This window comes from Bremerella volcania, assembly GCF_007748115.1.
In the GTDB taxonomy this organism is placed as follows: Bacteria; Planctomycetota; Planctomycetia; order Pirellulales; family Pirellulaceae; genus Bremerella; species Bremerella volcania.
The window spans coordinates 174,968-189,034 of the sequence record NZ_CP036289.1; the positions used below are offsets into that span (position 1 = coordinate 174,968).

At 57.9% G+C, this 14,067-nt stretch carries 11 protein-coding genes; 5 read left to right on the forward strand and 6 right to left on the reverse strand.

All coding sequences use genetic code 11. The features are described 5' to 3' along the window. Positions 1 to 135: 135 nt before the first annotated feature. Together Pan97_RS00780 and bioD are read right to left on the reverse strand one after the other, a co-directional pair. Complete coding sequence (locus Pan97_RS00780) at positions 136 to 2,376, reverse strand: vWA domain-containing protein (protein ID WP_196782235.1); 2,241 nt, start codon at positions 2,374 to 2,376, stop codon at positions 136 to 138. A 142-nt stretch (positions 2,377 to 2,518) separates the two neighbouring features. Next, positions 2,519 to 3,232: a dethiobiotin synthase gene (gene bioD / locus Pan97_RS00785; RefSeq protein ID WP_144969827.1), complete on the reverse strand. Its 714-nt coding sequence runs from the start codon at positions 3,230 to 3,232 to the stop codon at positions 2,519 to 2,521. A 68-nt stretch (positions 3,233 to 3,300) separates the two neighbouring features. Here bioD and Pan97_RS00790 point away from each other — a divergent pair, with 68 nt between their 5' ends. The 4 genes from Pan97_RS00790 to Pan97_RS00805 all read left to right on the forward strand — a co-directional run bounded on the left by Pan97_RS00790 (position 3,301) and on the right by Pan97_RS00805 (position 6,423). Further along, a complete protein-coding gene (locus tag Pan97_RS00790) occupies positions 3,301 to 4,188 on the forward strand; it encodes a carbon-nitrogen hydrolase (protein WP_144969829.1) in 888 nt (295 codons plus the stop codon). Continuing rightward, on the forward strand, positions 4,185 to 5,216 hold the full coding sequence (locus tag Pan97_RS00795; protein WP_144969831.1) for an agmatine deiminase family protein: 1,032 nt from the start codon (positions 4,185 to 4,187) through the stop codon (positions 5,214 to 5,216). Before Pan97_RS00790 ends, Pan97_RS00795 begins: the two co-directional genes overlap by 4 nt. 128 nt (positions 5,217 to 5,344) lie before the next feature. Beyond that, entirely contained in the window at positions 5,345 to 5,518 is a 174-nt protein-coding gene (locus Pan97_RS00800; RefSeq protein ID WP_196782236.1) for a tyrosine-type recombinase/integrase, read from the forward strand. 170 nt (positions 5,519 to 5,688) lie between these two features. Then, positions 5,689 to 6,423: a hypothetical protein gene (locus Pan97_RS00805; protein ID WP_144969833.1), complete on the forward strand. Its 735-nt coding sequence runs from the start codon at positions 5,689 to 5,691 to the stop codon at positions 6,421 to 6,423. A 344-nt stretch (positions 6,424 to 6,767) separates the two neighbouring features. Here the strand turns inward: Pan97_RS00805 and Pan97_RS00810 are convergent, their stop codons facing one another. Beyond that, complete coding sequence (locus Pan97_RS00810; RefSeq protein WP_144969835.1) at positions 6,768 to 7,106, reverse strand: tRNA-binding protein; 339 nt, start codon at positions 7,104 to 7,106, stop codon at positions 6,768 to 6,770. Positions 7,107 to 7,110: 4 nt separating this feature from the next. Further along, positions 7,111 to 7,482 carry a response regulator gene (locus Pan97_RS00815; RefSeq protein WP_144969837.1) on the reverse strand — a complete coding sequence of 124 codons (372 nt, stop codon included), beginning with the start codon at positions 7,480 to 7,482 and terminating at the stop codon, positions 7,111 to 7,113. 191 nt (positions 7,483 to 7,673) lie between these two features. Between Pan97_RS00815 and Pan97_RS00820 the strand changes: the two genes are divergently transcribed. Continuing rightward, entirely contained in the window at positions 7,674 to 8,714 is a 1,041-nt protein-coding gene (locus Pan97_RS00820) for an IS110 family RNA-guided transposase (protein ID WP_144969839.1), read from the forward strand. A 368-nt stretch (positions 8,715 to 9,082) separates the two neighbouring features. Here the strand turns inward: Pan97_RS00820 and Pan97_RS00825 are convergent, their stop codons facing one another. Together Pan97_RS00825 and Pan97_RS00830 are read right to left on the reverse strand one after the other, a co-directional pair. After that, on the reverse strand, positions 9,083 to 10,783 hold the full coding sequence (locus Pan97_RS00825) for an outer membrane protein assembly factor BamB family protein (protein ID WP_144969841.1): 1,701 nt from the start codon (positions 10,781 to 10,783) through the stop codon (positions 9,083 to 9,085). 222 nt (positions 10,784 to 11,005) lie between these two features. Beyond that, positions 11,006 to 13,771 carry an outer membrane protein assembly factor BamB family protein gene (locus Pan97_RS00830; protein WP_144969843.1) on the reverse strand — a complete coding sequence of 922 codons (2,766 nt, stop codon included), beginning with the start codon at positions 13,769 to 13,771 and terminating at the stop codon, positions 11,006 to 11,008. Positions 13,772 to 14,067: the final 296 nt, after the last annotated feature.

The following is a 14,067-nucleotide window of genomic DNA, read 5'->3' on the forward strand; positions in this document are numbered from 1 at the left end:
CATGAGCTACACGCAGTTTCGCAAGCTTTTCCGCAGGAGTCATGCGTATTGTTTGTGAAGATCGAAAGAAAAAAGCCGCCTGCAGTGGTCAGGCGGCCTTCGAGTGAACAATGCGGAATGATTCCTGAGGCAAGCTTACTTCTGCAGCCGTTCGACCTGGCGGATCATTTCCAGGAATTCTTCGCGATACGACGAGCCTGGGCCGTCGACGTTAGAAGCGACCAGTTCTTCGATCTCGGCGAAGTTGGTTTCATGGTGGAAGTGGCTACCGCGGAGCTTCAAGCCGAACATGGCCACGGCCGAGGCGAATTGGAAGTCGCCGGTGGCCTGGTTGAACTTGTTGCCGCTATCGACCACCGGGTAGGTCATCAGCGTGCTGACGTCTTCCTCAGGCTGCTTGTATCGCAGCTTCAAGGTCATCAGCTCGTTGCTGTTGGCGGCTTTGGTCGTCTTGGGTTTGGTCTGATACTTCAATTCGTCGACCTTGGGATCGACGGCAGCGACTTCGGTATCACCGTTACCCTTAGCCGGCACCACTTCGTAGAACGCAGTAACCGTGTGCCCGGCACCGATTTCACCGGCGTCCTTCTTGTCGTCGTTGAAGTCCTGGGCGGCGAGCAGGCGGTTCTCGTAGCCGACCAGGCGATACGAAGCGACCTTCTTCGGGTTGAACTCGATCTGGATCTTCACGTCCTTGGCGATGGTCAGCAGCGTGCCGCTCATCTGTTCGACCAGCACCTTCTTGGCTTCCTTCTCATTATCAATAAATGAATAGTTACCGTTGGCCTTGTTCGACAGCTGTTCGAGCATCGAGTCGTTGTGGTTGCCGATACCGAAGCCCATCACGCTGAGGTAAATGTTCTTCTTGGCTTGTTCGGCGGCCATGCCGACCAGCCCGCCGGTGCTCGTTTCGCCGACGTTGAAGTCGCCGTCGGTGCACAAGATCACGCGGTTGGTTCCACCCTGGATGAAGTTTTCCGTGGCGGTCTTATAGGCCAGCTGAATGCCTTGTCCGCCGTTGGTCGAACCGCCCGCTTGCAGGCGATCGAGTGCTTCCAGGATCTTGGCCTTTTCGTAGCCGTAGGTGGGTTCCAGCACCATGCCGGCGGCACCGGCGTAGACGACGATTGAAACCTTGTCGTTTTCGCCCAGCTGATCGACGAGCATCTTCATGCCCTTCTTCAGCAGCGGCAGCTTGTTGGGGTTGTTCATCGAGCCGGAAACGTCCAACAGAAACACGAGGTTACTGGCCGGGCGATCTTCGGTGTCGATTTCCTTCCCCTTGATGCCGACGCGAACCAGGCGATTGCTGGGGTTCCATGGGCAGCTGGCCACTTCGACGTTGGCGGCGAACGGATGCTCGTCGGTGGGGGTCGCGTAGTCGTAGGTGAAGTAGTTCACCAGTTCTTCCACGCGAACCGCATCCCGCGGTGGCAGCTGACCAAACTGGCTTAGGTAAGAACGAATCTTCGAGTAGCTGGCCGTGTCGACGTCGATCGAGAAAGTCGACAGAGGCTGATCGGCGACCGCGATGAAGTCGTTTTCTTCGATCGGCTCAAACTTGTCGCCCCCTTCGCCGGGGCCGACGCCGTCGCCTGGTTTGTCGAACTCTAATCGCATTTCATCGAGCGGCTTGAAGTCCAAAGATCGCACTTCGCCCTCCCTGCTGAAGCGAGTTCGAGCTTCGACCCCTTGTAGCCGGTCGCTTTCGGCTGGCTTGGTGGCCGGCACCGGATTGCTGGCAACGCGTGCCGCTGGGTCGCCAACAGCCGGACCCGACATAGCAGACGCTCCAACAGGGGCCGGCGGGGCCTCAGGGGCAGCTTCCTTCTTGGCAACGTCGGCCCGCTTGGCTTCCGAAGCGGGTGCGTTTTCGCGGTAGGGCTGTTCTTTGACGTTCCTTTCCATCTGCTGAAGCTGTTTGATCCTGTGGGTGCCTTCGGCATATTTTCCGACTTCTTCCCGTTCGCCAGAGACCGGTTGCCCATCGAGTTGCGAGCTGAGGTCATCCATCACAGGCTTGCTTTCTTCAGCCATGTCCCGTATCGCTTTGCCGCCATAGTAGCCGGGCTCAATCGTCGGAGTCGGCTCGGTGGGAACAGGGCCTGCCGTATTGGACTGGGCTTGGCGCCCCATCTGCATCTGTCCCACTTCGGCTTGCTCCGGAACGACCGAGAAGTTTGTCTCCCCCGGCTCTACGTAACCTTCCAACGGTACCTGCGTGAGGGACTCGTCGGCGGAGCTTAGTTCCGTGTGTGTGCTGTTATCCGCGCCTGGGGCTCGTTGACTCGTCGCGGCAACGTCGCCCGGTTGGGCGTTACATCCAACGAGGGAGACACCTAGAAGCAGCGGCGTGAGAATCCATATCTTTTTCATCGGTTTCGACCCGCACAGTTTGGTTGGGGATGAGTGTTTCTGCGTTTTACGACCTACTTGAGCTCACCCAGAGAGACGAGACACTTTCGGCCAGCGATTTGCAGAAAGGAGATTTTTTCCGAATTTTTGTCCACTGCGGCACTTACGTCATGCTGGCAATCGCCAGCCAGTTGACCTGGTCGGGAAGTGCGCAGGCGCCAAAAGGAACATGCGTCAAAATCGGCACCGGGCAGCGGCGGGCCAGCTCGGTTCGGTTGGTCGCACGGCTGACGTCGCTTGCATCGGACTGAATATCATTCAGAATGATGCCCGCAATCGGAACGCCTCCCTGGTAGAACCGAGCCGTGATCACGGTTTGCAGCGTTTCGTTGATCATGCCCAGTCGATTGGCCGCGACGATGACCAGCGGCAGCCCAAACTCCAGGGCCAGGTCGGCGACGTAATCGTCGTCGGACATGGGGGAAAGCAGCCCTCCAGCTCCTTCGACCAGGATCAGATCACACGCGCCGGCGGCTTGCTGCTGTCTCCAAAAGTCGAAGCCAGTTCGCAGCAGCTTCGTGTCGAGCACCTTCCCTTCGGCCCGAGCAGACAGATGGGGGGCCAGCGGCGCGTGAAACGTTTGCGGGCAGATGGTACGCGGATCCCAGATCTTTCCGGAAGACTCCCACAGCGTGTGCACATCTTCCGAGATCCACTGGCCTTCCTTTTCGATCAGTCCGCTGGCCGCAGGTTTGTAAGTGCCGACGCGGAGCCCCGCATTTCGAAGGCTTCCGGCGATCAAACCGGCCACGTGGGTCTTGCCGACGCCCGTATTATTTCCGGTAATAAAGAGTCCTCTTGGTGGTTTTCCGTCCATAGGGGAAATAGTACCATTTTGCCAGTTCGCATCCCAGCATCGCTTCAAGTGAGTAAGCAGTCAGAAACATGAGCAAACCGGACAAGGTCAACGTCGCCGTCGTGCAGATGACGTGCAGCGGCAACAAAGAAGAGAACGTCGCCAAAGCGGTTGCCAAAATCGCTGAGGCCGCCCGGCAGGGAGCGAACATTGTTTGCCTGCAAGAGCTGTTCCCCGGTCTCTACTTCTGCCAGACCGAGGACCATATTCAGTTCGAACTGGCCGAACCGATCCCCGGCCCAACCAGCGAGCGCATTCAAGCCGCCGCGAAGGAGCACGGCGTGGTGGTCGTCGCTTCACTGTTCGAGAAGCGCGCCGAAGGGTTGTACCACAACACGGCCGCTGTGTTTGATGCCGATGGAGCATTCCTGGGGATTTACCGCAAGATGCACATCCCGGACGACCCGCACTACTACGAGAAGTTTTACTTCACGCCAGGCGATATCGGCTTCCGCACGTTCGATACGAAGTTTGGCCGCTTGGGCGTGTGCATCTGCTGGGATCAGTGGTTCCCCGAAGCGGCTCGCTTGACGGCGCTGACTGGGGCTCAGATTCTGGTCTACCCAACGGCGATCGGTTGGCTGCATCCGGAAAAGGAAGAGTACGGCCCGGCCCAGGTCTCGGCGTGGGAAACGATGATGCGCAGCCACGCGATCGCCAACGGTGTGTTCGTCGCCGCGCCCAATCGCGTGGGGATTGAAGACAACATCGAGTTCTGGGGGCACTCGTTCGTGGTCGATCCGACCGGCACGCTGCTGGAAGTGGCTTCGCACGACCAGGAAGAGATCCTGGTAGTCGAGTGCAACCTGGCCCAGATCGACTTCTCTAGAACGCATTGGCCTTTCCTGCGTGATCGTCGCATCGACGCTTACGCCGGGCTGACCAAACGATTCATCGATGGGGACGTCACCTCATGAACGATCGGCTGACGCCCAAACAACAAGAGTACCGCTGGCCCGCCGAGTGGGAGCCGCACGTCGGAACGCTCCTTTCGTGGCCGCACAATCGCGACTCGTGGCCTGGCAAGTTCGAGCCGGTTCCTGGCGTGTACAAAAAGCTGGTGACCGCGCTGTGCGAAGTCGAGGACGTGCATATCCTGGCAGCCGCCGGTGAGATACTGACCCAGGCCGAAGACCTGGTGGGGCATCTGCCCAACGTTTTCATCCACGCGATCCCAACCAACGATGCCTGGGCCCGCGATCATGGTCCCAGCTTTCTGCAGGCCCCCAAAGGCAAGCCGTGGATGGCGGTCGACTGGAACTACAATGCCTGGGGTGGCAAGTATCCGCCGTGGGGTAACGACCAGGCCGTGCCCGAGCGGCTGTCCGAGAAACTCGGCTTCGGCCGCTTTCAGCCAGGCATCGTCATGGAAGGGGGCGCCGTCGACGGCAACGGCGGAGGGCTGGTGCTCAGCACGACGGAGTGCTTACTCAATCCGAATCGCAACCCTCACCTTTCCCAGGCCGAAACCGAAAAATTTCTGTGCGACTACCTATGTGCGGAAAAGATTCTGTGGCTGCATCGTGGGATCGCCGGCGATGATACCGATGGCCACATCGACGAGCTGGCTCGCTTCGTCGGTCTAGGCACGGTCGTGGCCGCCTACGAAGAAGATACCAGCGACGAGAACTACGAGGCGCTCCAGCAGAACTTCCAAGACCTGCAGGACATGACCGACCTGAGTGGGCAACCGCTGGAAGTCATTCCACTGCCCATGCCCAAGGCCAAGTACCAGGAGGACCAGCGCCTGCCGGCCAGCTACTGCAATTTTTATATCGCCAACGAAATCGTCATCGTCCCCCAGTTCGGCGATGATGCCGACGCGAAAGCATGCGATACGTTGCAGGGCTGTTTCCCGGATCGCAAGATCGTCCCGATCGACGCGATCGACTTGGTTTGGGGCTTAGGGGCGTTCCACTGCATTTCGCAGCAGATTATGAAGTAGCACAAGCGGTCAGAAGTGGGCTTTAGCGATCAGTTTGATCGAAGTAGGGAATTGCCGCTGAGACGTACACTTTGGACGTGTGATGGAATGCGGGGGAGGCTCGCAGGACGGTTCGTCCTGAAGCGTGCATGAAGTTCGAGGGCTCAGCTCATTGCGAGGCGGGCTATGACATCCGCATGGTTCAGGAACTGCTTGGTCACAAAGACGTTCGCACGACAATGATCTACACGCACGTCTTGAACCGAGGCGGCCGTGGTGTCCGCAGCCCGGCTGACGGTCTGACTCGTGGTCACGGTGAGTGATATGATGAAACATCCTATCACGCAGCGAAAGTCTTGAAAAAGATGCAACCACCGAGTATGAAGAGTCTTGCAACGATTGGCGTGCTGCGCGTTAGGCTGACAAAATTGCAGCCTACAGGTGATACGCTGATCATCCTATAAACAAGTTCATCCGCTTACGCAAGCTCGCAATGTCGCTGCAGGTCTATAATTACGAATCGGGTACTGTCGGATCGAGCGCGGATTCGCCTGGCGCACATTTACGATTTGTATTTGAAGACCACGCATGCCCAATTGGCAGCACAGCATTCGACCTGCTCTATTCACTGGACGTTAGCGACCCCCACATAGATATCGCCCTGCCCGGAGTCACACGCGTACCCCTCATCTACAAGGTTAGGGACCCTGACTTCTCTGAGTTGGCCTACCGCGTTACCTCTGACAACCAAATAGTCATCGTCGGCGACGAAGCTCCAGTCAACTTGCCGTGCCTTGATGAACAAAAAGCGGTGAAATTCGGCTTCAAATCAGAAGTCAATGATCGTAGCAAGGCAGAGGACGCCTTAAAGTGGGCGGGCATTTTCGGACTGGAACATCTTTCCGACAGCGAGATGAATCGTGCGGTGGGAATTGTTGATGAACTATGGCGAGGAGATTGGGAAGGGCATTGCATAACGCCCATTCATCTGTACGAATCTAAAGCGGACATTGTGCGTGGCGAATATTTGCGGCCATTCTATCAAAGCAAATGGTTTTCCTGCGGTGATTTCGACCGCGGTTGCCGGTACAACGAATCAGATGCAACAGTACGGGCCTTCGCGACGTATGAGCAGGATCGAAACGCCCCTCTTTTTGGCAGCATGTCGCCGCTGCTCGTGTTTACGTTCTGTCCGATTTGCCGATGCATCAATGTCGAAAACCAGTGAGACGGGATGAACCATGCGTTGGACCGAAGCACCGCATGGCGCGTTTACAAATGGAAACCACATGGGCGGTGCTCGGTCAACGCCGCCGTTCTTGCCAAGTACCTGGCTGATCGTAATGAGTCTCGCCATTCAAACAGCGTAAGGAGGGCGTGACATTTGCCGTCCTTAGCTCAAAAAGGACGGTTCGACCGGCTCCCTTGCAAGGTGAGGGTTTCTTGAGCGGCGATTGAAGAATTACGCAACTTCGTGTTCTGGAAAGAAGCGGATCACCGACCGAGCAACCTCTCGACTTCGGCAACATGCCCACTCTCCCCCGCAGACGGTGGCGAGGGGACAAGAGGCGTTCACGCCAAGCGATTGCCGTTGCTCGTTGGTTTATCGGGCACAGCTAACGTGACGGCTCCGTCTTCGCCGTAGAAGCCGGTTACCAGCACCTCACTGCGGATGGGACCGATCTGTTTCGGGGGGAAGTTGGTGACGGCGATGATCTGTTTGCCGAGCAGTTCTTCCTTCGTGTAGAGCTGCGTGATTTGGGCGCTCGATTTTTTAATGCCCAGCAGAACGCCGAAGTCGACCATCAGCTTGTACGCAGGCCTGTGGGCCTCGGGGAAATCTTCGACTTCGACGATCGTGCCGACGCGCAGCTGGACGGCTTCGAAGTCGCTCCAGGTTATCTCTGACATGGCGCTATCCTAGAAAGGGCTCCAGCTTTTTCAGGGTGGTCTCTTTGCCCAGGTCGCGCTTGCCGAAACCGGGGACGGCACCGGCTGCCTGGGCTGCGGCTTGGGCCTCCTCGTAGTTCGAAAGCATCATCACCGGGATATCCTTCAGCTGCTCGTTCGCTTTCAGATCGATCAGAATCTCGATTCCATCGGAATGATCGCGGTCGAGCTTACGATTAATGACCACTAAAGCGAACGTTTGTTCGCGCAGCATTTTTAAGGTGTCGGCCGGACCGTGCGACTGAAGCACCTTGGCGTCGAAGTTGCGCTCGATCAGGCTCTTGAGCGAGCCATGATCGTAACCACAGTTTCCGACGTCGAGAACTTGTTTAGGCATCGTCTGAGTTCCAGGGAAAGAGAGGAAGAGGGACGAACCACGGATGGCACGGATGAACACGGATAGGGGAGGAATGTTTCAACAACCGGGTGGCCCAGAGATAGCTCTCTGGATAGGGATGAAGACCCGTTGCTCCTAGGGTTTACTACGAGTGTGTTAGTAACCCATAAACCCAAAAGGAGCAACGAGCGATGCCTAGTTTACCAACTTTCGTCGGGCTTGATTACCATCAGGATTTGGTTCAGGTGTGTGTTTTGGATTCGGAAGGGCGGACGCTGGCGAATCGGTCGGTGCGGAATGAGGCTGATTTGATTGCCCGCTTTGCGTTGCAGCATGGCACGCCGCAACGCGTGGCGATCGAGGCCTGTTGCGGGGCGGCCGATCTGGCCGAGGAACTGGTCACCCATCGCAATTTGCCGGTGCAGCTGGCTCATCCAGGCTACGTCGCACGGATGAAGCGTTCGCCTGACAAAACCGACCTGGCCGATGCCCAACTGCTGGCCGATCTGGCTCGCGTCAATTACCTGCCGAGCGTGTGGCTGGCCCCCGAAGCAACGCGGCAACTGCGACGCCTGGTCCGCCATCGGGCTCAATTGGTGCGGCGGCGGCGGGACGTTAAACTGCGGATTCGTGGGCTTTTACGAGAAAACCGGGTGCCTTCACCGGGCGGCACGCCTTGGACGAAGAAGTGGCTCACATGGCTGCAGGAAACAGACGACTTGGCACCAAGCGACCGGTGGCTTGTGGAAGACCACCTCGAGGAATTGACTTCCCTGGGGCGTCGCATCCGTGCTGTGGAAGCCAAGATCAGGCACACGGTCGAAGACGATCCGGTCGTTGCGAAGCTTCTGACAATGCCCGGCGTGGGGCTGGTGACGGCGGTTACGCTTCGCGCCGAGATCGGTCGCTTCGATCGCTTCACGCGTGGCAAGCAACTGGCTCGGTTCTGCGGAGTGACGCCTCGCAATGCCAGCAGTGGACAACGTCAGGCAGATGCAGGACTGATCAAGGCCGGCAACCCCGACCTGCGGACTGTGTTGATCGAATTGGGGCATCGACTGATTCGACAAACAAGTGGCCCATGGACCAAGCTAGCGACCGGCATGCTGAGTCGAGGCAAACCGAAGAACGTGGTGGTCGCGGCGGTCGCCAATCGTTGGGTTCGCTGGCTGCACCACGAACTACGCCGCGAAACGCCCCAAGCGGATCGCGTTTTAGAGCAAGCCGTTTAAATTAAGGAATCCCCACAACTCGATAGAACTCTGGGAGATCCTTCGAAAGAAGCGACTGGTCAAGCATTCACCTGTTCCGGCGGGAAGGTACGCTCGTGGTGGCCCTGGGCTCAAGCTCGTCTCTGGTTAGGGCAGCCTTCCCCTTTACTTCGAAAACACCCACAGGGGCTATCCCACCACGGGAAACGCTCGGATAGAGGAAGGGAACCACCGGTGAAAACACTTGACAACGAGTCTGTCTTCATAGAGGGCCACCCGGTTGGATCGTAAATATCCGTGGTTACTCCTCTTCTTCCGTAGGCAATAAAAAACGCCGGAGCGTCCGTTGGTCACTCCCGCGTCTTAGGATGCGCTGGTAAGCGGTTAGGTTACTCGCCCCCTTCGGTGATGGCGAAGAGGTGCGTTTTGTTGGCGATGTATAGCACGCCATTGGCAACGATCGGGGTCGAGTAGACCGAGTTGCCCATGTTGATCTCTTCGAGCGGTTCGGCATCGTCCGGATCGGCCGACAGCTTGAAGACGGCCACGTCGCCATCTTCGTCACCGATGTAGACGTGATCGTCCACGATCAGGGCCGAACCCCACGCCGCGGCGAACATGTCGTACGTCCAGTTCGGCTTGCCGGTCTGGGCGTTCAAGCAGTGCAGCAGACCGCTGAAGTCGGCGATGTACAGGATGTCGTCCTTGATCGTGCAGGTACCGATGCTGCGGTGCATCGTTTCCTCGAATTCGATCTTGCCGTCTCCGTCTTGGTCGTAGGTCGAGTAGTGCCAGATCACGGCGCTGTTCGGATTAGGAACAGCGACTTCGCCATCTTCTTCGATCACCGCTTGAATGCGGCGATGTTCGATCGGTACACGCTGGCTCCCTTCGATCTTCATGGCCAGTTCCGAGCTGACGTCGCCTCGCTTGGTGGGATCGAGACACCAGAGGTGACCTTCTCCTTCGCCGTGTTCCGGGTCCTGACCGACGGCCACGTAGACCTTTTCGTCGTAGACGACCGGGGTAGCGATGATGTTATTACGCGTGCCACGACCGCCCAGAACCCACTTCGAGTTCTTCGGGTTGCCGTCGAACTTCCACAGCAGTTCCGGCTTGCCGTCGGTTCCCTTGTCAGCCTTGAAGGAGTAAACCCAGCCGTCGCCGCCAGCGAAGATTACTTGCGGAACGCCACCCAGTTCAGCTACGGTCGGGCTCGACCATTGACCGTGCAGGATGTTGGTGTGGGGGGACTTGTCGGTCCAGTAGACTTCGCCGGTGTTCTTATCCATGGCGATGAAGCTGGGGGCTTCGGTCGAAGGAATCACGATGTGCGATTCGTCGACGCCGTTCGAGGTGTTCACGAACAGGATGTCACCCCGGCAGGTCACCGAGCAGCTGCACATGTTGTGCTGCGAAACGCCCAGGTCTTTCATCATGTCGAGGACCCAGATGACGTCGGCTTCCTTTTCGCCAGTGAATTCTTCGTCCTTGTAAGGACCGTCGTTTTCGCCGTCGCGGAAGCCTTCGGTGTCGAGGCAGCGAACTTCACCGCGGCTGGTCACGAACCACAGCTTCTTACCTTCGACGTAAGGAGCACAGCAGACGCCTTGCAGCGGCCAGTCGTGAACGCGGCCGGTTGGAAGCTTTTCGCTAGAGTGTTGCCACAGGAACTCACCGGTCGCTTCGTCGAAGCAAACCAGGCAGCCCAGGTCGACCTTCGAGGGGTAGCGCTCGATATAGCCGCTGCCGTTGTTGGTGCCGACAAAGATCTTGCCGTCGGCGACCACCGGGTTGCCGTACGACTGGCTGCCTAGCGCGGCGACCCACTTGATGTTTTCGGCATCTTCTTTTTGCCACTCGCCGGTGGTGCGATCGAAGTCGCCGATTTCCCAAGAGGTGGGAATGTTGGTGGCGGTAGGGGTGTTGTTTCGCTTGGAGTCACCGCCCCATTGCGGCCAATCCTTGGTTACTTCTGCCTTGGCCACTTCGTCCTGAGCGACGACGCGCTCTTCGGGCAAAAGGCCAGCGATCGTCATGCCAACGCAGGCCGAGCCTACGATAGCCAAGTAAACATACGTCGATTTCATGGGTTTTATGCTCGTACGTGAACTGTGTGATATGAGGGAGGAATTGAGGAGGGAGTCCGACATGTCGAATACTTCCATTCTATCTGTCGCGTTCTGGCCGGCTGCGGCTTCGCTAGGCTTCGTTGACCTGCATCGACGGATCAAGTGGATTCGCCTGCTTCGGTCGCCTTGCCCAGCTTGCCTCGCCTACGCCACAAACGCGACAACTCTCATGGAAACACTCTAACTATTCGGAGTCACCTTGATATTGTCCAGGAAGATTTCGCCGGTTTTCGCATTCCCGAACAGGCCAGGGCTGCCGGTTGTGTTGGGGACGTCGTCGACGACTTCCACCATCCACGCTTCCGGTTCGGCCTCGTCCTTCTTCCAGGCTTTGCCTTGGGCCTTGGCGGTGCCATCATCCTGGTTGGAAACCTTTAACTTCAGGTGATACCATACGTTGGGTTCCAACTTGAAGTCGACATCCTGGGCGATACGCTGCTGGGTGATCCAAGTCAAAGCACGGGCCTTCGACTCGTTGCCCATCAAGATGAACTCGTAACCTTGGGCAATCAGGCCAATATCGGGAAGCTGACCTTCCAACTCTTGAGCCATCACGTCCGCTTCGATCGTGTAGTCGTGCAGGTCGGTGTGTCCCATCCACGACTGGCTGCGGGTACCCTTGGGAATGGTCGTGATTTTGACCATAACCTTATTGCCATCTTCTTCACGCACGACGTGACGATAGCGGGCACCTACCCAGGTGATCGGAGGTTCGCCTTTGCCGGTCTTCTCGTCGATGGCGATGCCGTCGAAGTCGAAGCTCCACGGCAACGGCGGAACGATTCGCAGGCGAGCATTCCCAGTCAAGCCGTCAGCTTTCGCCGTGACGTATGCCGGAGCATGGCCGGCATCTTCGTTGGCCGTCAGCTTGCCGGAATCATCGATCTTGGCGGGACCTTCGACGCTATATTCAACCGACTCGGCGTCCTTGACGAACTGACCACGCGAGTTGAAAAGCTTGACGCGGTAGTCGACTTCGGCACCCGGATAGATCAGCGTTTCGGCCGGAATGACTTGGACGTGAGCCGGTTTCGGATCGTCGGATACCGGGGCTTCTTGCGGTTGTTCAGGCAGACCACTGAAGCCGGTTTCCTTGCCGTCTTGATTACCAACGCAGTACAGGGCGGTGGTCGTTGGGAAGTAGATACGTCCGTGGGCACAGATCGGCGAACCAAGTGCGTCCCCTTCAGGCAGGCGACCCTTGGTCAGGATATCGACGTTGCCGTCCTCTTGAATGCCCAGCACGTAGTAGCGGCCATTCTCGGTGATGGTGTAGATCTTGCCATCGGCGTACAGCGGCGAGGCGAACATCTTAGTCCCCAGCGGGGTCTTCTTGAAGAGTTCTTCGCCCGTCTTCGGATCGAGCACGAACAGCTTGGCCCGGTCGTCGATGACGTACAGCTTATCGTTGACGTACAGCGGAGCGCTGCGGTTGCCGTTCAGTTCGACGACCTTCCAGTTCTGCCCACTCACCGAGATGTCGCCGGACTGGGTCGCGTCGACCGAAACGACCGCGCCCATGGTGTTGTCGACGTCGATGACGATCTTGCCGTCGACTTCTTTCGTCTGGACGTTTTCTTCGCCTTGGGCCATGAAGACAGTGTCCCCTTCAATGATCGGGGTACCGTACAAACCGCGAGCCGCGAACGCGAAGCTCCAGTTGTGCTGGCCGGTGCGAGGTTGAATGCTCCAGATCTTGCCGTCGCCAGCACCGATCACGTACTGTGGAATGCCGTTAACGATCTTGATGCTGGGTGCACTGTAGGTCGTGTCGTAGGGGAGGGGAGTCGTTTCAGTAAACCAGACGACTTCGCCAGTTTCCTTATTCATGCCCAAGAAGCGGTGCGCTGGCTTGGCCATGTCACCCCAGCCGATCACGATGCCGCTGATGATCACCAAGTCTTCGTAAACGATAGGGAAGTTGGTTCGGCCACCGTAGGTGGTCAGCATGCCGAACTCTTCGTGCATCTTGCGAAGCCAAACCGTTTTGCCGGTGTCGGCGTCGATGCATTGGAAGTGGCCTGCGACGCCCAGGGCGAAGACGGTGTTCGTTTCGGGGTCTGCCGTCACGGCCGACCAGCCAACGCGTTCGACCGGAACGTCCGAGAGATAAACGTTGAAGCGGTTTTCCCAGATCGTGTCGCCGGTCTTGGCGTCGACGCAGACGACGCGTTCCCCTTCCCGAGGCGTGCCTTGTTCGGCGGCGGCCAGCACGAACAGCTTGCCGTTCATCACCACCGGCGTGCTGCGGGTACCCAGGTCGTCGCGTTTCCAAAGGACGTTACTCCCTTCGCCCCCTTCGGGGTTCCAGGTATCCGGCAGGCCTGTTGCGCGGCTGATGCCGTTGAACTCAGGACCACGCCAGTAGAGCCAGTCTTGCGGATCGGCTGGGCTTTCGCTGGACGAAGCAGCAGTGGTCGTCTTCTTGGCGGAGGCGACTTCCACGACCGGAGCTTCCTTCTTGGTCATTTCCTCGGCAGCAGGTTTCTCTGCGTTGGTTTCTGCCGGGGCTTCTTCTTTGACCGCTTCTTCCTTCATCGCGGCATCAGCAGGCGTGTCGGTTGCCATCGGAGGCGTGAGTTGTTCACTGTTCTTAGCCGGAGTCGTTTCGACGGAATCGACGAGCGTCTTGCCAGGCTTCTCGTCGGGCGTGACAACCGGATTCAGTTCTTCGCTCGTCTTGGCCGGAACGACTTTCGACTCTTCAACGGCTTCTTTCGTTTCGTCGACTGGCACTTCGTCTGGGCCAGGCAATTTCGACGGAGTCGTTGCGTTCGTGCTAGGAACCGTGGTGTTGGGATTCGGATTGAGCGTTGTGTTGTTCGTGGATGGACGCCCGGTCGGAGGTGGCGTGCAGCCAATCGTCAGGAGGGACAGCGAGAGGATGAATACCAACGTTGCCGAGGCCACCGTTGGATGGAGCCGATGTGCATAGGGCCGGAACATAGGGATCTCTAAAATCGTTGGGGGGAAGGTCGTAACGCAGCTTCAAGCTTATACCTGTTTAAACGTGTATGCAAGGAATCTCCTGGTCGCATAGTCCAGGCGAGGGAGGAAAACCGTGCGGCTGCTAGCGGAATCAAAGGGAAAATTCAGCCACAGAGGGCACAGAAATCGCTGAGAGAAGAGGGACAAAAATGGCCGTTTATACGGGGGAAAAGAGCTGGAAACGGGTGCCACTGCTGGCTCGCCCAGCCGTGGCACCCAGCCATTCATCTCACTCATGATCGCGGTAGCTAACT